The organism is Bifidobacterium [indicum] DSM 20214 = LMG 11587, assembly GCF_000706765.1.
In the GTDB taxonomy this organism is placed as follows: domain Bacteria; phylum Actinomycetota; class Actinomycetes; order Actinomycetales; family Bifidobacteriaceae; genus Bombiscardovia; species Bombiscardovia coryneformis.
Window position 1 is genome coordinate 635,402 of the sequence record NZ_CP006018.1, and the last position, 18,237, is coordinate 653,638.

Genomic DNA, 18,237 nt, shown 5'->3' on the forward strand with positions numbered 1-18,237 from the left:
GCCCTGATCGGATGATTCCCGGATGTTGGTAGGCTAGAGGTATGCCTACGGATTTGTTAGGGCGCGAGTATGAGACTTTCGCAGCCCCTGAGCCTTTGAAACAGCACGGCCCTGCCCGTGTCATCGCCATGTGCAACCAGAAGGGCGGCGTGGGCAAGACCACTTCCTCCATCAACATAGCCGGTGCGCTCAGTCTCTATGGGCGCAAGGTCCTGATTGTCGACTTCGATCCCCAGGGGGCCGCTACGGTGGGTCTGGGTATCAATGCCAACAGCGTTGACCACACCATCTACACGGCTATGTTCGATTCATCCCTCGACGTGCATGAGGTGGTTCACCACACCCGTTTCCCGGGGCTTGACATCATCCCCGCCAATATCGACCTGTCGGCCGCCGAGGTTCAGCTGGTCACCGAGGTCGGGCGCGAGCAGGTCCTTGCCTCGACCATCAGGCCCCTCCTCAATGAATACGATGCCATCATCATCGACTGCCAGCCCTCCCTGGGTCTCCTGACGGTCAACGCCTTGACTGCGGCGGATGGGGTCGTCATCCCGGTGGCGGCGGAGTTCTTCGCCCTGCGTGGCGTGGCGCTCCTCATGCAGTCCATCGAGAAGGTGCAGAGCAGGATCAACCCGGATTTGGAGGTCTATGGGGTACTGGTCACCATGTACACCCGCACCCTGCATTCGGAGGAGGTTCTCCAGCGTATTCATGAGGCCTTCGAAGGGAGGGTCCTTCACTCCGTCATCTCCCGTTCCATCAAGTTGCCAGATGCCACGGTGGCGGGCGAGCCCATCACCATGTTCTCTCCCGAGCACAAGACCTCCAAGGAGTATCGGGAGGTTGCCAGGGAGCTGATCTCCCGCGGCATCGTGGCGTGAGCGGGGTTGTGGCAGAATCCCCCCGGGAGTCCATCGGCCGATCGGGCGAGGGGTTTTCGGTCGCCCTGGATGTCTACCAAGGTCCCTTTGATGTGCTCCTGAGCCTTCTGGCCAACAGGAAGCTCGAGTTGACCGAGGTTTCCCTGGCTGCGGTGACCGGCGAGTTTCTGTCCTATGTGAGCACCTTGGATTTCCAGACCAGTCTGGATCAGGCCAGCGCCTTTCTTGATGTCGCCTCCGTCCTGGTGGAGGCCAAGAGCGCCGCTCTCCTGCCGATTGAGGATGAGTCCCTGCGCGATCAGGCCTCCATGGAGGCCCTGAGGGAGCGTGACCTCCTCTTCGCCAGGCTTCTGCAATACCGCGCCTTCAAAGAGGCCGGTGAGGATTTCCGGGCCATTCTGGCGGCGAACTCGGGCAGGTACGCTCATCCGGGGCGGCTGGATGACGGTTTGGCCAGCCTCATGCCTGAACTTGATTGGGTCACCAGCCCCGGGGACCTGGCCCTTCTGGCGGCCACGGCTCTGGCCAATGCCCCGGCTTCCCAGGTCTCACTGGGGCAGCTTCACGTGCCCCTGGTCGACCTGAACCAGCAGGCCAATCTGGTTCGCGAGGCCCTGGTGGCCACTCCCGGACGGCCGGTGGCGTTCGCGTCCATCATCGCCTCGGCTGGAGGGAACCTGGAGATTGTGGCCAGATTCCTGGCCGTTCTGGTCTATTTCAAACAGCAGTTGATTCAGTACAAGCAGGAAGGGCCGTACGAGCCTCTCTATCTTCGCTGGGTGGGCAGTACCGAGAAGGAAGATCTCCAAGGGATCAGTGAGGGGGACTTCGCATGAGCCAGGACAAACCAGAGACCCAGGCGGATGGACTGCCGGGGGAGGAGGGGCAGGTTCCCGTCACACATCCCGATACCCGACCGGAGTATGTGGATTTCGATGTAGACGACTTCCCGGGCGGATTGGCGGGATGCCTGGAGGCCATTCTGATGGCCACGGACCAACCCCTGACCAGCCAGGATTTCTCAAGGGTCCTCGCCGTCGAACCGAATCAGGCCCAGACGGCCCTACAGGCCCTGGCGGAGTCCTATCAGGGAAGGGGATTCGAGCTCAGGGAGACCACGCGGGGGTGGCAGCTGGACAGTCGCCCGGACTATCAACCCGTCGTTGCCGCATTCGTCAAGGATGGGCAGACGGCCAGGCTTTCCCAGGCCGCCCTGGAGGCCCTGGCCATTGTGGCGTATCGCCAACCCATGACCCGCTCCGAGGTGGGGCAGATCCGTGGGGTCAACTCCGACGGGGTCATCCGTTCCCTCCTGGTCCGTGGTTTGGTCCGTGAGGATGGAGTCGATCCGGATACCCACGCCGCCCGCCTGGTCACCACGAGTATCTTCCTGGAGAAGATGGGGTTGAACTCCTTGGAGGAGTTGCCCTCCCTGGCCCCCTTCCTGCCTGACGAGGAGTCGGCCCTTGCCCAGGTTCAGGAGGCCCTGCCCCAGGGCGCGGATCAGGTGGTTTCCGCTCAGGGTGAGGGTCTCCGCGGTCCTGTCAGCAAAGACGATTAGTATTGTCTCTGTTTGTCCAATCCTTGGACCATGCCCGTTTGGGGAGTCTTCGGCGGCTGTTTGTTCCGGCCCTGGAATCCCGGCGACATGAGATGAAGCACTTACGAGAATGAGGTATTGATGGCGGTACGCGGCGATATACGAAATGTTGCGATTGTGGCACACGTTGATCACGGCAAGACCACCCTGGTCAATGCCATGCTCCAGCAGTCGCACGTCTTCTCCGATCGCGAGGAGGTGCCCGACCGGGTCATGGACTCCAATGACCTGGAGCGCGAGAAGGGCATCACAATCCTGGCCAAGAACACCGCCGTCAAGTACACCGGCCCCCTGGCCCCCAAGCTCGGGCAGCCGGATGGCATCACCATCAATGTGGTTGATACCCCCGGCCACGCCGATTTCGGCGGCGAGGTGGAGCGCGGCATCTCCATGGTCGATGGTGTCGTCCTGCTGGTCGATGCCTCGGAAGGCCCCCTGCCCCAGACCCGGTTCGTCCTGCGCAAGGCCCTGGAGGCCAAGCTGCCCGTCATCCTGGTCATCAACAAGACCGACCGTCCCGATGCGCGTATCTCCGAAGTGGTCTCCGAGTCCACCGACCTCCTTCTGGGTCTGGCCCAGGATGTGAGCGAGGAGGGAGTGGACCTCGATCTGGATTCCCTCCTGGACCTCCCCGTCATCTACTGCGCGGCAAAGGCCGGTAAGGCATCGCTCAACCAGCCTGCCGACGGCGATGTACCCGACAATGATGATCTGGAGCCGCTCTTCGAGTCCATCCTGACCAACATCCCCGCCCCTGAGTATGAGGAGGGCGCCCCCCTCCAGGCCCATGTGACCAACATCGACGCCTCGGACTACCTGGGCCGTCTGGGCCTGGTCCGTGTCTATAACGGAACCCTGCTCAAGGGCAAGCAGTACGGACTCTCCCGTGTGGACGGCTCCATCGAGAACTTCAAGCTGACCGAGATTCTGCGCACCAAGGGGCTGGACCGGTTCCCCGTGGACGAGGCCGGCCCCGGCGATATCGTGGCCGTTGCAGGTGTCGATGACATCATGATTGGCGAGACCATCGTCGACCAGAGCGACCCGAAGCCTCTGCCCCTGATCCACGTTGACGATCCGGCCGTCTCCATGACCTTCGGCACCAACGATTCGCCCCTGGCGGGAACCGAGGGCAAGGACCACAAGCTGACCGCCCGCATGCTCAAGGACCGCCTGGACCGCGAGCTGATCGGCAACGTCTCCATCAAGGTCCTCCCCACCGAACGCCCGGATGCCTGGGAGGTTCAGGGCCGCGGTGAGCTGGCCTTGGCGGTTCTGGCCGAGCAGATGCGTCGCGAAGGCTATGAGCTGACCGTGGGCCGCCCCCAGGTGGTCACCAAGACGGTCGACGGCAAGGTCCAGGAGCCCATGGAGTCCGACACCATCGATGTGCCCGAGGAGTACATGGGTGCCGTGACCCAGCTCATGGCAGACCGCAAGGGCCGGATGGACACGATGACCAATCACGGATCCGGCTGGGTGCGGATGCAGTTCACCGTTCCCTCCCGTGGCCTTCTGGGCTTCCGTACGGCCCTGCTGACCGCCACCCGCGGCACGGGTATATCGTCCTCCATCTCGGCCGGATATGCTCCCTGGGCCGGTGAGATCAAGACCCGTCAGAACGGGTCCATGGTCTCCGACCGCTCGGGTAAGGCCAGCCCCTACGCCATGCAGAAGCTCCAGGCCCGTGGTGACTTCTTCGTCAATCCGCAGTCGCCGGTTTACGAGGGACAGATCGTCGGCATCAACAACAAGCCCGGGGACCTGGATATCAACATCACCCTGGAGAAGCACATGACCAACATGCGCTCCGCCACGGCTGATGTTCTGGAGACCTTGACCCCGCCCATCCAGATGAGCCTGGAGGAGTCCCTGGACTTCGCCAATGACGATGAGTGCGTTGAGGTAACACCCGAGTCCATCCGGGTGCGCAAGATCATCCTGGACCGTGACGCCTGGTACAAGTGGAATGCCCGCCAGCGTCGCGCCAACAAGAAGTGACACGAACCGACCAGGTCGAGGCTTCGGTGACCGGGTCGGACTAGGCTGATTCCCATGGCAAGACAGCATGACACAATCCATGCCGATGATGAGGATGCCGGTGGGAAGCAGCAGGTGACCAGGCGTCAGGCGATCCGACCCAGTCGGTATCTTCTGGCCCTGGTCATTGGTGTTTTGGTAGGCACCCTGGGCACTCTGGTCCAACGATCCGGGGCGGCCGCCGGCATTCCCTGGGGGATGGCCCTGGCTTACCTCCTGGTGGCCCTGGCCTCCTGGTGGGTCCGTAACGATTCCGGCACCCTGGGCCTGTCCCTCCACTTGGTGGCCTCCACGATGGTCGTCTGGGCCCTGTCCATGAGAGGGCCCGGTGGGGATGTACTCATGCCCTATGCCGACTTCCCGAGCTTTTTTGCCAAGTACGCCGTGTTCCTCTGGATGGGGGGACTGGTACTGATTCAGTTCCTGGCGCTCTGCCTTCCCAGGACCTGGTTCGACGATGGAATCATCAGGGAGTGGCCGGTCTCCGAACCCGGGGAGGAAGCCGGTCGGGACCATGATGGGCATCAGGTAGCAGGAACCGCCTCCACGAAAGAAGTCAAGGCATGAGCTCCGATCGGAATTCTTCAGTCGGGTTGTGCTATCTCGGCCCCCAGGGGTCGTTCACCCATCAGGCCGCTGTTGAGGCCTCCGTCTCCCTGGAGTCCTCCCTGGGGAGGCAGGTCGATCTGGTGCCCTGCGACCGGGCCACTCGGATCGTCGAAGCGGTGGAATCCGGTGGTTGCTGGGGAATCATCGCTTGGGAAAGCAACGTTGAGGGTCATGTCATCCCCAACATGGATGCCCTGATCGACTCCACCAATGTGGCCGGGTTCGGCAGGACAAGTCTCCCCATCGTATTTGATGCCTTTGTGCGCCCTGACCATGGGAGGCTGAGCTCGGTCAGTGCCCATCCGCATGGGTTGGCCCAGTGCCGGGGATTCATCCGTGATGTCGGGTTGGCGGAGGAAGCGGCACCCTCCAATGCCGCTGCCTGTCGTGACCTGGGACAGGATCAGGTGGCGCTGGGGCCCAGACTTTGTGGGGGCCTGTACGGTTTGCAGACCTACAGGAGCGGGGTTCAGGACTATCAGGGTGCCCGCACGGACTTCCTTCTTCTGGCCCCCCGGGAGGAGGTATCCGGTCTGGCCAGGGCCATGTTCGGGCGGTCTGAGGTCGAAGGTGCGAAGGGTGCCGGTGCAGGCGAAGGTCCCGGGTCCAGGCCTTTACGCGAGTTCGAGTCCATCATCGCCTTCATTCCGCTCCATACCGGGTCGGGTGTTCTTGCCGACCTCCTGGATCGGTTCCGTGATGCGGGGCTGAACATGACATCCTTCATGTCCCGCCCCATCAAAGGCAACGACGGGACATACAGTTTCATCGCCACCATCGATGCGGCCCCCTGGGAGCCTGCCCTGGGTGGTGTCATGCAGGACCTTCTGGACCTGGGGGATTGGATCAAAACCCTGGCCGTATATCCCCGGATGGAGCGCCCCGATCCTCCCATACCGGACTGGATGCTGCCCAGGGCAGGTGCCTGGAGGGAACGTAACCTGGACAATTCGGGGGTTGACAAGGAGTTGTTATGGTAGAGGACCAACAGCTGCAGGCAGGGTCCGCCCATGCCCACGGTGATGACCTTGCGACCGGGCCGGATGCAATGCACCCCATGGCTGGTATGACGGCATCGCCCATTCTGACATCGGCCCACAAGATCGCGATTGCAGGTCTGGGGCTGATCGGCGGGTCGCTGGCAAGACGCCTGGCGCGGCAGGGTAGGTTCGTGGTGGCCTGGAATCATACGGACCGCCCATACGAGGCAGCCAGGTCCGAGGGCATCCACTGCGTGGAGACCCTGGAGGAGCTGGCCCAGGGCAAGCCTGATGTGCTGGTTCTGGCCACCCCGCTCAAGGCCATGCCTGAGATGCTGGGTCGTCTGGCCCCGGTCCTGACACGCGGAACCACCCTGACCGATGTAGGCAGCGTCAAGGGCCTGGTCCGCCAGCAGGTTCGTGAAGCCGGCCTGTCCGACCGGTATGTGGGTGGGCACCCGATGGCGGGTAGCGAGTTCTCCGGCTATGAGGCTTCCGACCCTGGTCTTCTTGAGGGGGCGCTTTGGGCCCTAACCGTAGATGAGAACACTGATTACGGCCGTTTCCTGACCGTGGCGGATATGGTCACCCAGGGGTTGGGGAACCGACTGATTGCCCTTGATGACCAGACACATGATAGGGCGGCCGCTCTGATATCGCACATGCCCCACGTGGTGGCCACCGCCCTGGCCAACCTCCTGGTGGATTCGGATGACAGGAATATAGCCGCTGCCCTGGCGGCGGGGTCCTGGCGTGACATGACCCGGGTGGCCCTGACCGATCCCGACAGGACCGAGGCCATGGTGGATGAGGATGCCGATCAGGTGGCCGGCCTGCTGGACGATATGGCCATCAGACTGAGTGCCGTGGCCAAGAATCTCCGGGGCCCGGAGGGGTGGAACAGGTCCGGCGTCCATGACTTCTTCACCCAGGCCCGTCCCTTCAGGGACTACAAGGCGGAGCTGGCCGGTGCGGACCAGGAGGACAACAGGTTCGAGCTGGCACTCAGTGATGAGGGCTGGCGATCCGAGCTCTTGGAATCAGCGAGGCGGGGACAGGAGGTCGAGGTCTTCCTGACCACCCATCAGGCCAGGGTCGTCCAGCTCCCGACCATCGGTGACTGAGACCTCAATCCTCGTTCGATTGGTCCTGGACCGGATTGGTGTCACTGAGTCCCGCCTGATCCATGTCATGGTGCCCCGCAGGGTATCTGCGCTCAGGAATGGGTTTGAGCCCGACTATCGAAGTGGCCGTCAACCGAACCTTCTGGGCTTCGCGCGAACCGTTGGCCGACGGGTCCCTGCTCAGGTCCAGAGTGGTTCCGTCCCAGGAAATGACATGGCCTATGTAGTCGCGGAATTTGAGGCGCCCATCCTCCGGGTCCCGCCCTTCGACCGTCCTGGCCACAATACGGACACCAGGTGGTATCTCTTTTGGCAAGTGCATGGTCACCTCCGGGACCAGTATATGCGTCCCGCCCCGGGTAGACTAGGTTGGGCCGGATGGGAGGTGTCAGATGGCCTTTGAACGAGAACTGGACGGATACACCCGCTATCTGGACCAGATCCAGGGACGGAGCCCGAATACGGTTCGTTCCTACCGGACCGACGTGGCGTCCTTCCTGCACCTGATGGAACTGCGGGGCATCAGGGATCTGAACGAAACGGACCTCTCCACCCTCCGGTCCTGGCTGGCTCATGAAACACGGTCCCATGCCCGGTCCACCATGGCTCGGAAGACCGCAGCCATCCGTTCCTTCTTCGCCTACCTGGCCGACCATGACCTGATTGAGGCGGACCCGGCCCAGGGACTGAAGACCCCCAAACAGTCGGAGCATCTGCCCCGGGTTCTGACCGGGAACCAGGCCGAGCGTCTGATGGACCGTGTGGATGAGTCCCCGGTCGAGGACGGTGCGGATGAGGACATGACCGGAATCATCCAGCTCAGGGATGCAGCCATGCTGGAACTGCTGTATGCGACCGGGATGCGGGTTGCCGAGCTGTGCGGGCTGGACCTGGTCGACCTGAACCCCCGGTCTCGGACCGTCAAGGTCCTGGGCAAGGGGCGCAAGGAGCGGGTCGTGCCCTACGGACTTCCCGCCGAACGGGCCCTGGATGGATGGCTTGACGGGGGGAGACCGCGACTGATTGAACGCACCGGTGGGGGAGGGGAGGTTCATGATGGCCAGGCCCTCTTCCTTGGTGTGCGCGGTCGCCGGATAGGCCAGCGTCAGGTGCGACAGGTGGTCCATGATGCCGCCGACCGGGCCCAGGTTCCCGACATCGCCCCTCATTCCCTGCGCCATACGGCTGCCACCCAGATGCTGGACGGCGGGGCTGATCTGCGTGAGGTTCAGGAGATGCTGGGGCACTCCTCCTTGCGGACCACCCAGCGCTATACGCATGTTTCCATCGAGCAGCTGCGTCAGCGCTATCGGTTGGCCTTTCCCAGAGCCTGAACGTTTATGGCCGGGCCTGACGATATGGATGGGGCTTCCTTTAAGGTTCAGTGGTGGAGGCGTTTTGCGAAAGGCCCACAGCCGCAAAGCAATGAACGGTGCTGCATGCGGGGGTGTCAAAGCCCCGGGCAGGGTGGTCGCTGTAGCCAATCATGTGGGCAGGGTCATGTTTTTACTTGCTGGTTACAGTGGGCAGGAGTGGTGTGTGATGAAGAAGAGAATCGGTAAGGCACTTGTTGCGGCCATGGCCTGTTCCCTTGCCTTGGGTGGGTGTGGCGGCACTGATGCGGAGGACCTCGCCCAGACCACCGAACAGCCCCTCCCCGGCACAATCATCAAGGTATATGGATGCGAGCCCTCAAGGCCCCTGATTCCGAGCGACACGGCGGACGAGTGCGGTGGTCAGCTGGTCAACGCCATGTTCTCCCGTCTGGTCCGGTTCGACAGCAAGGGCAAACCGCAGAATGACCTTGCCGAGGAAATCACCCACAATGAGCGGATGACGCGCTACACAATCAGGTTGGTCGACGGCCGGTCCTTCTCGGACGGAAGTCCGGTCAGGTCCTCCTCCTTCACCAGGGCCTGGTCCTGGGCGGCCAATCCCGCCAACGGGCAGGCCGGATCCATGCTCTTCTCCAACATCAGGGGGTATGAGGACCTGCAGCAGGCCGGAACCTCCAAGGACGCCCAGCTTTCCGGCCTGAAGATTGTCGACGACCTGACCTTCACGGTCGACCTGAGTGCTCCCTCCGCGACCTTCCCCATCCTGGTAGGGGCCCTGGCCTATGCACCCCTACCGCAATCCTTCTACAAGGATCCCGCGGCCTTCGGCAGTCGGCCGGTCACCTCCGGCCCCTATCGCTTCGAGTCCTGGGCCCACCGGAAAGTGGTGAAAATCCGCAGGAGTGCCACCTACACCGGGGATATCGGTATAAGGAATGCAGGTGTGGATTTCTTGGTCTATCCTGATCCGGTCTCGGCCTTGTCGGATGTACAGGCCGGAAGACTGGATGTGATCACCACGGTGCCCGATTCGGCAGGCAAGAGTTTCGTCGAGGACTCCAGTCTGCAGTCCTACAACAAGGCCGGGTCCGGTCTTGAACTGCTGACCATTCCGACCGGTATGGAGCACTTCGGGCAGGACAGGGAAGGACGTCTGCGCCGTCGGGCCATCTCCATGGCCATAGATAGGCGAACACTGATCGAGGAGACCCTGGACAATCTGGCCCAGCAGCCCACGGACTTCACCTCTCCGACCATTCCCGGCTGGTCCGAGGACCTGAAGGGGGAGGAGCATCTGCGGTATCGTGCCGAGGCCGCCAGGGAAGCCTGGTCCCAGGCCGATGCCATCAGGATGTGGCCGCACGACCGTTCCCTGCCCCTGGTCTGTGTGACAGAGGAGGGCACCGGGGCCTTTTACGAGGGGCTGGCGGCATCGGTTCGGAATGCCCTGGGCATCGATGTTGAAGTCAGGACTGTTCCCACCAGGGCCGCGCTTCTGTCTGGACTTGACAAGGGGGAGTACGGTCAGGTCGCCTTCCCGGTCCGGATTCTGCCTGACTATCCCTCGCCGGAGGCTTACCTGAATCAAGGGTTCGTGGCAATCGGTGGTGGTAGGAGATCCCCGGCCGGTCCGGAGGTTCTGCAAGGCCGAGACCTTTCCGGGTATGCCAGTCCGGCTTTCGAAAACCTCTTGAAGAAGGCCGGCGAGGCCCAGGGGGTCGATGAGGCGAATAGGCTCTATCAGGAGGCGGAAGAGACCCTCCTGGAGGACCTTCCGTCCATCCCGCTCTTCACCGTCAACAATGTCGGTGCAGGGTCCAGAAGGGTGCGGGGGATGGTACCGGGATGGAACGGGTGGCCCTCCTTCTGGGACCTGTCCAGGGAAGAGCGGGATAATTGATTCTGACCACATCCGTCCGCTATGTTGGATAACCTCGCTCACATAGGCGTTACGTGATTTAGATTATTATTCGTTGCGGGGAAGAGGACAAAATCTCCTTTCTCGCCTCGTACCAACAGGAATACAAAGGAAGAAGCAAGTTTATGAAGAAGCAATCGGTTCTTACCATTGCTGCTGCAGGTATGTGCTCCATGGCGCTCCTGCTCAGCGCCTGCGGTGGTTCGGGCGATTCCGCTGGCAGCGCAGATGCCAAGGGCGGAAACGACACCATGATCAGTGTGTTCAACCCAGAACCCGCCAACCCCCTGATCCCCAGCATGACCAATGAGGTAGGCGGTGGCAACCCCATCGATATCCTCTTCTCGAAGCTGGTCCGGTTTGATGACAAGGGCAAGCCGAAGAACGAGATCGCCAAGGAGATCAAGGCCAACGACGACAACACGCAGTACACCGTCACGCTCAAGGACGGATGGAAGTTCTCCGATGGCACCCCTGTGACGCCGCAGTCCTTCACCAAGGCCTGGTCGTTTGCCGCCAATGCTGCCAACAAGCAGCTGGGGTCGAGCTTCTTCACGGACATCAAGGGCTATGACGAGCTGCAGGGCGATGATGTCGCACCTGACGCCCAGCTCTCCGGCCTCAAGGTCGTCGACGACAAGACCTTCACCGTGGATCTGAACGAGGCCTCGTCCACCTTCCCGGTCCAGGTCGGCTACACCGCCTTCGCACCCCTGCCCGAGTCCTTCTACAAGGACACCAAGGCCTTCGGCGAGAAGCCGGTGACCGTGGGCCCCTACAAGTTCGACTCCTGGAGCCACAACAAGTTCATCAAGGTCGTCAAGGATGAGAACTACAAGGGCGACATCAAGGTGAAGAACGGCGGAATCGAGTTCCGTGCCTACCTCGACCCGACCGCGGCATTCCGCGACGTCGAGGCCGGACATCTTGATGTTCTGGATACCATACCGTCTTCCGACCGCAGGACCTTCCAGACCAACAGCTCCGTTCAGGCCATCAACGATCCCGGTTCGGTCCTTCAGATGTTCACCGTGCCGACCTACATGAAGCACTTCGGTGAGGACCAGGAAGGCAAGCTCCGCCGTCAGGCCATCTCCATGGCCATCGACCGCAACGCCATCATCAAGAAGGTGCTCGCCGACACCGGCCAGGAGGTCCACGACTTCACCTCGCCCGTCATCCCCGGTTACTCCAAGGACATCAAGGGCTCCGACGTGCTGAAGTACAACCCCGACAAGGCGAACGAACTTTGGGAAGAGGCCAACAAGATCAGCCCCTGGACCGAGGCCGACTCCTTCAAGATTGCCTACAACGCCGATGGTGCCCACAAGGAGGTCTACGACGCTGTCACCAACTCCATCAAGAACACGCTGAAGATCAACGCAGCCGGCAACCCCCTGCCCACCTTCAACGAGTTCCGCAGCAACGTCCAGAACCGCAAGTTCACCGATTCGGCCTTCCGCTCCGGCTGGCAGCCCGATTACCCCTCGCCCGAGTCCTACCTGCTGAGCAACTTCGCTTCCTCGGCTGCCGATGGCAGGGGATCCAACGATGGCGACTACAAGAACTCCGAGTTCGACCAGCTGCTGACCAAGGCGGCCTCCGCCAAGAGCCTTGACGAAGCCAACAAGATCTATCAGCAGGCCGAGCAGATTCTCTTCGAGGACCTGCCTGCCATTCCGCTGTACTACAGGAACGCCAACGGCATTGCTGCCAAGGATATTCAGGGCTTCACCTTCAACTGGAAGGGCGTCCCCGAATACTCCGAACTCAGCAAGTGATTTTGGTCTGATACTGTTTCCCTGATCGGTACAGTCGACAGGGAGGCGGTCTGAACCGGTGCGGATGAGTGATGTCCGCACCGGTTTTTCCATCCAGCACCCCGGCACAGCCGGCCGGATGGGGTCTCGGCAGGCCCTGTTGAGGTGTACTGGTAGACTCGTACAAGTATTTTTGAGGCGACCGGGTCCCAATGTCAGCCCAGGTCGCGGACTATAAAGGAGAAAAGCCGATGGGTAAATATCTTCTGCGGCGTATTCTGCAGATGATCCCCGTCGTTCTCGGCACCACCCTGCTGATCTACGCACTGGTCTTTGCACTTCCCGGCGACCCCGTGGCCGCCATGTTCGGAGACAAGCCGGTCAATCAGGCGGTGGCTGCACAGATACGTTCGGAGTACAATCTCGACAAGCCGTTCATCGTTCAGTACGTCCTCTTCCTCAAGAACGCCCTGACCCTGAACTTCGGCAACACCTTCTCGGGGCAGCCTGTGATCGCCGTCATCGGCAGGGCCTTCCCGGTGACCATCAAGCTCGCATTGATGGCTTTCGTCTTCGAGGGTGTCTTCGGCGTCATCTTCGGCATCATCGGCGGCCTGAACAAGGGTCGGTGGTCCGACAGTGTCATCCTGGTCCTCTCACTCCTCCTGATTTCGGTGCCCACCTTCGTCACCGGCTTCATCCTGCAGTATCTCTGCGGTGTAAAATGGCACATCCTTCCGGTCACAGCCGGGGCCTCACCCGGTTTCATCGACCTGCTCATGCCTGCTGTGGTGCTGGGATCGGTATCCATGGCTTCGATCATCAGACTGACGAGAACCGAGATTACCTCGAACATCTCCGAGGACTACGTGCGTACGGCCAGGGCAAAGGGCATGAGCAACTCCAAGGTCATCAGCCGCCATGTTCTCCGCAACTCCCTGATTCCGGTTGTGACCTACCTGGGCGCCGACATCGGTGCACTCATGGGAGGCGCCATGATCACGGAACGAATCTTCAACATCCAGGGCGTGGGCAACACGCTGTTCCAGGCGATCACACGTGGTGAGGGGACCCTGGTGGTCTCCCTGGTCACCATCCTGGTCATGATCTTTGTGGTCTGCAGCCTCCTGGTCGATATGCTCTATGCGGTCCTCGACCCGCGTATCAGGTACGCGTGAAAGGGCCATGGTTGATATGACTGATATGACAATGAACGAATTCGATTCAATGAACGAGAGTCAGGCCGAGGTCTTCTTCCCGGACCCCCTGCCCGGTCAGGAGCGCTTCGTCGCACCCACCGAGGAGACGCCCCTGCGTGCGGTGGACTCCGTGGATGACGATGTTCCTCCCACCAGCATGTGGGTGGATGCCTGGAGGACCCTGCGGAGGAACCCCCTCTTCATCATCTCGGCGATTCTGGCCATTTTCGTAATCGTTGTGGCCCTCTTCCCCTCGCTCTTCACCAAGCAGGACCCGGTTGTCTGCAACCTGAACGACTCCCTTGAGCCTAGCCGCGCAGGCCACCCCTTCGGGTTCGATCTTCAGGGATGCGATGTGTACAGCCGTGTGGTCTATGGGGCCCGAACCTCGGTCTCCATCGGCATCATGACCACCATCCTGGTCACGCTGATCGGCGGTCTGGTTGGTGCATTGGCGGGCTTCTTCGGAGGCTGGGTCGATGGCCTTCTGAGCCGAATCACCGACATCTTCTTCGCCATCCCCATGCTGCTGGGCGCAATCGTCCTCCTGCAGATGTTCCGCACCTCCACCTCCCTGTGGAAGATCATCTTCACCCTGACCCTGTTCGGGTGGGTCAACATGGCCCGCATAACGAGGAGTGCGGTCATGGAAGCGAAGAACCTGGAGTTCAACACGGCCTCGACGGCCCTGGGCTCCACCCCGGTGCGCAACCTCTTCAGGCACATCATGCCCAACTCCTTGGCCCCTATCATCGTCATGGCCACCACGTCAATGGGTACCTACATCGTCTCCGAGGCGACACTGAGCTTCCTGGGCGTGGGTCTGCCCTCAAGCGTGGTCTCCTGGGGCGGCGACATTTCGACGGCACAGAGCCTTCTGACCACCAATCCCTCGGTCCTCTTCTATCCGTCCGCAGCCTTGGCCATTACGGTCCTGGCCTTCATCATGATGGGTGATGCGGTCAAGGATGCATTGGATCCGAAGAGCAGAACGGCCTGAGTGGAGGAAGCATGAGTCAAGAAGATAGCTTTGCAAATCAACAGGCTGAGCAGGCAACCCCTGAAGCCTCCAGTCCTCTCCTGGAGGTGAAGGACCTCAAGGTCGACTTCACCTCGGACGGGCGGGATGTCCATGCGGTTCGCAACGCCTCTTTCAGCGTCTACCCGGGGCAGTGGGTTGCCATCGTGGGGGAGTCGGGCTCGGGTAAGTCCACCTCCGCCATGGGTGTGCTGGGCCTTCTCCCCGGCACCGGCAGGGTGGTCGGCGGCAGCATCAAACTGCACGACCGAGAGCTGGTCGGGCTGAGCTCCAAGGAGTATGAAGACCTCCGTGGTTCGCAGATTGGCCTGGTACCCCAGGATCCGATGAGCAACCTGAATCCGGTCTGGAAGATCGGAACACAGGTCAAGGAGGCCCTGGTCGCCAACAAGATGGATGTTTCCCGTGAGAAGCGCTCCAAGCTGGCCCAACGGCTGGCGGAGACCGAGAAGGTCAAGCTCAAGTCTTCGGATGATGAGCTCTTCATTTCCTCAGCTGACCTGCCCGGTCTCCTCGATGCCGCCAAGACGGCCCTGGACAAGGCCGGCGTCAAGGATGTCGACAAGATCATGGAGTCCCTCAAATCCGAATGGGATGTAGGCTCCGAGACCAGGTGGGGGGTTGCAAGCTCCCTGATTAAGGCCGGTCTGAGTGAGGACGAGGCCTGGTCCCTGGCCAAGGCCCACGTGACCGGTTCGGATATGAACGACCGTATTGCAGGTCTCCTCTCCGAGGCGGGCCTGCCGGAGGCGGCCACCCGCGCCCGTCAGTATCCGCACGAGTTCTCGGGTGGTATGCGTCAGCGTGCCCTGATCGCCATTGGTCTGGCTTCCAGGCCTGACCTTCTGATTGCCGATGAACCGACCAGCGCCCTGGACGTGACTGTTCAGAAGAAGATCCTCGATCATCTTCAGGGTCTGACCGACTCCCTGGGTACGGCCGTGCTCTTCATCACCCACGACCTGGGTCTGGCCGCAGAGCGTGCCCAGCACATCGTGGTCATGTACAAGGGTCAGGTGGTCGAATCCGGCCCCAGCCTGGACGTCCTGCAGCACCCGCAGCACCCCTACACCAAGCGGCTTGTTCAGGCCGCTCCGTCCCTGGCCTCCCAGCGCATCATCTCCGCCAAGGAGCGGGGGCAGGATGCCGAGAGTCTGATGGAGCACCACGTCAAGGGTGAATCGACCCTGGAACGCAGCGAGCACATCATCACGGTGGAGCACCTGACCAAGGAGTTCAAGCTTCCGAAGCGGAGGGAACTCTTCAAGGCCGTCGATGACGTCTCCTTCTCGGTCAAGCGTGGAACCACCCTGGCCATAGTGGGGGAGTCCGGTTCGGGCAAGTCGACCGTGGCCAACATGGTCCTCCACCTGCTCAATCCCACGTCGGGCAAGGTGTCCTACGAAAACAAGGACATTTCCGGATTCAAGGGCAAGGAGCTTTTGGAATTCCGTAGGCATGTGCAGCCGGTGTTCCAGAACCCCTACGGATCCCTGGATCCCATGTACTCCATCTTCCGGTCCATCGAGGAGCCCCTGCGCATCCACAAGATCGGAGACCGCAAGGCCAGGGAGGAGCGTGTCCGCGAACTTCTTGACATGGTGGAGATGCCGGAGTCGGTTATGGGGCGTTACCCCAACGAGCTCTCCGGTGGTCAGCGTCAGCGCATCGCCATCGCCCGTGCCATGGCTTTGAATCCTGATGTCATCATCTGCGATGAGGCCGTTTCCGCCCTGGACGTTCTGGTCCAGGACCAGGTTCTGCGTCTGCTCAATGACCTTCAGGCAGAGCGTGGTCTGAGTTACCTCTTCATCACCCATGACCTTGCCGTGGTCAGGCAGATCGCCGACGAGGTGGTTGTCATGCAGCATGGCAGGTTGGTTGAGCACGCCACCACCGATGAGGTGTTCGACCACCCGCAGCGTCAGTACACCCGTGACCTGCTTGACGCCATTCCCGGCGGCAAGCTTCGTCTGGGTCTCGATTAACGATCGGCCGGCTCCTGTGACGGGTTGCAGGGGCCGGCTATGAAGGCGCCGGATTGGCGTCACTGAGGAAACGAGGCATCATGGGACTGTTCGGTTTCGGTAGGAAGCACAAGAAGGATCAGGTACTTGAGGGTCGCGATGAGGAAACCTCAACGTCTGATTCCGAAGCCCTGAAGAGCCAGGATAAGGGTGTTCCGACCAGGTTGGCGAAAACCGGAACGCACAGGACCAGGATGCCCCTGCCCAGTCGGAGGAAACCGGCGAGACCAGGCAGAAGTCAGCTCATGATGAACGGGTTGACGTGAGCCTGACCGAAGGCGAACGTGGTGTGGATCACGGTCCCTGGGACAGCGAAGATGAGGATGCCGTCGACTATGACGACTACCTCGACATCGGTTCCCTGTTGCTTCCCTTCCTCCAGGGCAGTCAGCTCAGGCTCAAGTCCAATGGGAAGACGGGGGAGATCCTGGGTGCCACTGTGACGTATGGGTCCTCCAGCCTGGAATTGGAAGCCTTCGCGGCACCCAAGTCCCTGGGCCTCTGGGAGGAGATCCGTGCCGACATCCACAAGGCCAATCCCAAGTCCAAGGAAATGGATGGGGTCTTCGGTCGCGAGTTGACCCTTCCTGTCGAGGTCCGTGGCAAGAAGTTGATGACCCGCGTCGTGGGTATCGACGGACCACGTTGGATGCTGCGAGGCATTTTCTCCGGCCCTGCGGCAACGAAGGGCAAGGAGAAGGACCTGCTCGACCAATACCTGGCCGACCTGGTCGTGGTCAGGGGGGATGAGCCCCTTGCTCCGCGTGACCTGATCCCCATGCATGCCCCGGTCACTCCTGAACAGGACGGGGACGAGGACGGCAAGTCCAAGGACACCATTCCCGACAAGCCCGAGGGGCCTTTCGATTCTGACCAGCAGACCGAGGTGAAGACCACCCTCTCACGCGGCCCCATGTTCACCGAGGTGCGCTGAGTCTGTGGGCGTGCAGGGGCGGGATGACCGGTCCACTGATCGGGGCGATGGGAAGCACACCGGCCTGGCGGCCCTGGCCGATGAGGACTTCTCGGTCTACGAGGCCATCGGCGGATGGCGCGGCATTGTGGAGTCCCTGTTGCCGGGCCTGGTGTTCCTGGTTGTGTTCCTCATAACGGGGAGCCTGACCTGGACCATCATGGCATCGGGTGCCCTTGCCCTGGTACAGCTGATACTGAGACTCCTCCAAGGAGGATCCTTCCTGGGAGCCCTGACCGGCCTGCTGGGGGTTGGCATCTGTCTGATTTCGGCCTGGTTGAGCAAGGATGCCAGGAACTACTATCTGCCGGGTTTCCTGATTAACTCGTTCTGGATCCTGGTACTGGGCGTCAGCCTGCTGGTCAGGATTCCGGGGATAGGTGTCCTGGTGGAGTACGTGCGCGAACCCGTGCTTTCGGGATTTCGGGCCTGGTTGAAATCCTGGCGGTCCGACCCTGTGCTGCTTCGGGCCTATACGAGGGTCACCCTGGTTTGGATACTGGTCTTCGTCATCCGTCTGGCCGTGCAGGTTCCCCTGTACTTTGCGGGATCAGTCGGTCTCCTGGGCGGGGCCAGGCTGGTGCTCGGCGTCCCCTTTTTCGCCCTGGCCATCTGGGTTTCCTGGCTGATGATGCGCGATCCTTTCCATGCCTTCCACGCTGTGCCAGGGAACAAGGGTGCTGAAACGGAAGAGCTTGACGGTATTGATGCAGGTGCGCATGGTGCTGGGCGGTCCAAGGGCTGATTCCG

The 18,237-nt window shown here is 61.4% G+C and carries 17 protein-coding genes; 16 read left to right on the forward strand and 1 reads right to left on the reverse strand.

What is annotated here, in order from left to right:
• The first annotated feature begins 41 nt into the window (after positions 1-41).
• The 7 genes from BINDI_RS02355 to BINDI_RS02385 all read left to right on the forward strand — a co-directional run bounded on the left by BINDI_RS02355 (position 42) and on the right by BINDI_RS02385 (position 7,234).
• Positions 42-881, forward strand: coding sequence for a ParA family protein (locus BINDI_RS02355; protein ID WP_033489870.1), 840 nt, complete (start codon positions 42-44; stop codon positions 879-881).
• Between the two features lie 8 nt (positions 882-889).
• Positions 890-1,717 (forward strand): segregation and condensation protein A, encoded by an 828-nt coding sequence (locus tag BINDI_RS02360; protein ID WP_237742965.1) that lies wholly within the window; start codon positions 890-892, stop codon positions 1,715-1,717.
• Positions 1,714-2,442, forward strand: a complete 729-nt coding sequence (scpB, locus tag BINDI_RS02365) for an SMC-Scp complex subunit ScpB (protein ID WP_081830761.1) — start codon at positions 1,714-1,716, stop codon at positions 2,440-2,442. The genes BINDI_RS02360 and scpB overlap by 4 nt, the downstream gene beginning before the upstream one ends.
• Positions 2,443-2,562: 120 nt before the next feature.
• Positions 2,563-4,482, forward strand: a complete 1,920-nt coding sequence (typA, locus tag BINDI_RS02370) for a translational GTPase TypA (protein ID WP_033489871.1) — start codon at positions 2,563-2,565, stop codon at positions 4,480-4,482.
• A 54-nt stretch (positions 4,483-4,536) separates the two neighbouring features.
• Positions 4,537-5,088, forward strand: a complete 552-nt coding sequence (locus BINDI_RS07105) for a hypothetical protein (RefSeq protein WP_052108680.1) — start codon at positions 4,537-4,539, stop codon at positions 5,086-5,088.
• Positions 5,085-6,110, forward strand: a complete 1,026-nt coding sequence (locus BINDI_RS02380; protein ID WP_033489873.1) for a prephenate dehydratase domain-containing protein — start codon at positions 5,085-5,087, stop codon at positions 6,108-6,110. Before BINDI_RS07105 ends, BINDI_RS02380 begins: the two co-directional genes overlap by 4 nt.
• Before the next feature lie 86 nt (positions 6,111-6,196).
• Entirely contained in the window at positions 6,197-7,234 is a 1,038-nt protein-coding gene (locus BINDI_RS02385; RefSeq protein WP_033490801.1) for a prephenate dehydrogenase, read from the forward strand.
• A 4-nt stretch (positions 7,235-7,238) separates the two neighbouring features.
• Here BINDI_RS02385 and BINDI_RS02390 read toward each other — a convergent pair whose 3' ends face one another.
• Positions 7,239-7,556: a DUF6725 family protein gene (locus tag BINDI_RS02390; protein WP_231570900.1), complete on the reverse strand. Its 318-nt coding sequence runs from the start codon at positions 7,554-7,556 to the stop codon at positions 7,239-7,241.
• Between the two features lie 70 nt (positions 7,557-7,626).
• On the opposite strand from BINDI_RS02390, the gene BINDI_RS02395 reads away from it, so the two are divergent.
• The 9 genes from BINDI_RS02395 to BINDI_RS02435 all read left to right on the forward strand — a co-directional run bounded on the left by BINDI_RS02395 (position 7,627) and on the right by BINDI_RS02435 (position 18,232).
• Positions 7,627-8,568, forward strand: a complete 942-nt coding sequence (locus BINDI_RS02395) for a tyrosine recombinase XerC (protein WP_033489875.1) — start codon at positions 7,627-7,629, stop codon at positions 8,566-8,568.
• A 208-nt stretch (positions 8,569-8,776) separates the two neighbouring features.
• Positions 8,777-10,471: a peptide ABC transporter substrate-binding protein gene (locus BINDI_RS02400; protein ID WP_033489876.1), complete on the forward strand. Its 1,695-nt coding sequence runs from the start codon at positions 8,777-8,779 to the stop codon at positions 10,469-10,471.
• A 143-nt stretch (positions 10,472-10,614) separates the two neighbouring features.
• Positions 10,615-12,270, forward strand: coding sequence for a peptide ABC transporter substrate-binding protein (locus BINDI_RS02405; RefSeq protein ID WP_033489878.1), 1,656 nt, complete (start codon positions 10,615-10,617; stop codon positions 12,268-12,270).
• Positions 12,271-12,500: 230 nt separating this feature from the next.
• A complete protein-coding gene (locus tag BINDI_RS02410) occupies positions 12,501-13,427 on the forward strand; it encodes an ABC transporter permease (RefSeq protein ID WP_033489880.1) in 927 nt (308 codons plus the stop codon).
• 31 nt (positions 13,428-13,458) lie between these two features.
• Positions 13,459-14,448, forward strand: coding sequence for an ABC transporter permease (locus BINDI_RS02415; RefSeq protein ID WP_231570944.1), 990 nt, complete (start codon positions 13,459-13,461; stop codon positions 14,446-14,448).
• An 11-nt stretch (positions 14,449-14,459) separates the two neighbouring features.
• The gene (locus BINDI_RS02420; protein ID WP_033489882.1) at positions 14,460-16,475 is read left to right on the forward strand and encodes a dipeptide ABC transporter ATP-binding protein; all 2,016 of its coding nucleotides are present in this window, start codon (positions 14,460-14,462) and stop codon (positions 16,473-16,475) included.
• Positions 16,476-16,555: 80 nt separating this feature from the next.
• The gene (locus tag BINDI_RS02425) at positions 16,556-16,780 is read left to right on the forward strand and encodes a hypothetical protein (RefSeq protein ID WP_041031338.1); all 225 of its coding nucleotides are present in this window, start codon (positions 16,556-16,558) and stop codon (positions 16,778-16,780) included.
• The gene (locus BINDI_RS02430; RefSeq protein ID WP_052357148.1) at positions 16,777-17,448 is read left to right on the forward strand and encodes a DUF3710 domain-containing protein; all 672 of its coding nucleotides are present in this window, start codon (positions 16,777-16,779) and stop codon (positions 17,446-17,448) included. Before BINDI_RS02425 ends, BINDI_RS02430 begins: the two co-directional genes overlap by 4 nt.
• A 4-nt stretch (positions 17,449-17,452) precedes the next feature.
• Complete coding sequence (locus BINDI_RS02435; RefSeq protein WP_237742966.1) at positions 17,453-18,232, forward strand: DUF3159 domain-containing protein; 780 nt, start codon at positions 17,453-17,455, stop codon at positions 18,230-18,232.
• Positions 18,233-18,237: the final 5 nt, after the last annotated feature.

Coding starts and splice junctions, on each gene's coding strand:
- scpB (WP_081830761.1), top strand. CDS start 1,714: ATGAGCCAGGACAAACCAGAGACCCAGGCGGATGGACTGCCGGGGGAG.
- BINDI_RS02420 (WP_033489882.1), top strand. CDS start 14,460: ATGAGTCAAGAAGATAGCTTTGCAAATCAACAGGCTGAGCAGGCAACC.
- BINDI_RS02410 (WP_033489880.1), top strand. CDS start 12,501: ATGGGTAAATATCTTCTGCGGCGTATTCTGCAGATGATCCCCGTCGTT.
- BINDI_RS02395 (WP_033489875.1), top strand. CDS start 7,627: ATGGCCTTTGAACGAGAACTGGACGGATACACCCGCTATCTGGACCAG.
- BINDI_RS02415 (WP_231570944.1), top strand. CDS start 13,459: ATGAACGAATTCGATTCAATGAACGAGAGTCAGGCCGAGGTCTTCTTC.
- BINDI_RS02400 (WP_033489876.1), top strand. CDS start 8,777: ATGAAGAAGAGAATCGGTAAGGCACTTGTTGCGGCCATGGCCTGTTCC.
- BINDI_RS02390 (WP_231570900.1), bottom strand. CDS start 7,556: ATGCACTTGCCAAAAGAGATACCACCTGGTGTCCGTATTGTGGCCAGG.
- BINDI_RS02385 (WP_033490801.1), top strand. CDS start 6,197: ATGACGGCATCGCCCATTCTGACATCGGCCCACAAGATCGCGATTGCA.
- BINDI_RS02425 (WP_041031338.1), top strand. CDS start 16,556: ATGGGACTGTTCGGTTTCGGTAGGAAGCACAAGAAGGATCAGGTACTT.
- typA (WP_033489871.1), top strand. CDS start 2,563: ATGGCGGTACGCGGCGATATACGAAATGTTGCGATTGTGGCACACGTT.
- BINDI_RS02405 (WP_033489878.1), top strand. CDS start 10,615: ATGAAGAAGCAATCGGTTCTTACCATTGCTGCTGCAGGTATGTGCTCC.
- BINDI_RS02355 (WP_033489870.1), top strand. CDS start 42: ATGCCTACGGATTTGTTAGGGCGCGAGTATGAGACTTTCGCAGCCCCT.
- BINDI_RS02380 (WP_033489873.1), top strand. CDS start 5,085: ATGAGCTCCGATCGGAATTCTTCAGTCGGGTTGTGCTATCTCGGCCCC.
- BINDI_RS07105 (WP_052108680.1), top strand. CDS start 4,537: ATGGCAAGACAGCATGACACAATCCATGCCGATGATGAGGATGCCGGT.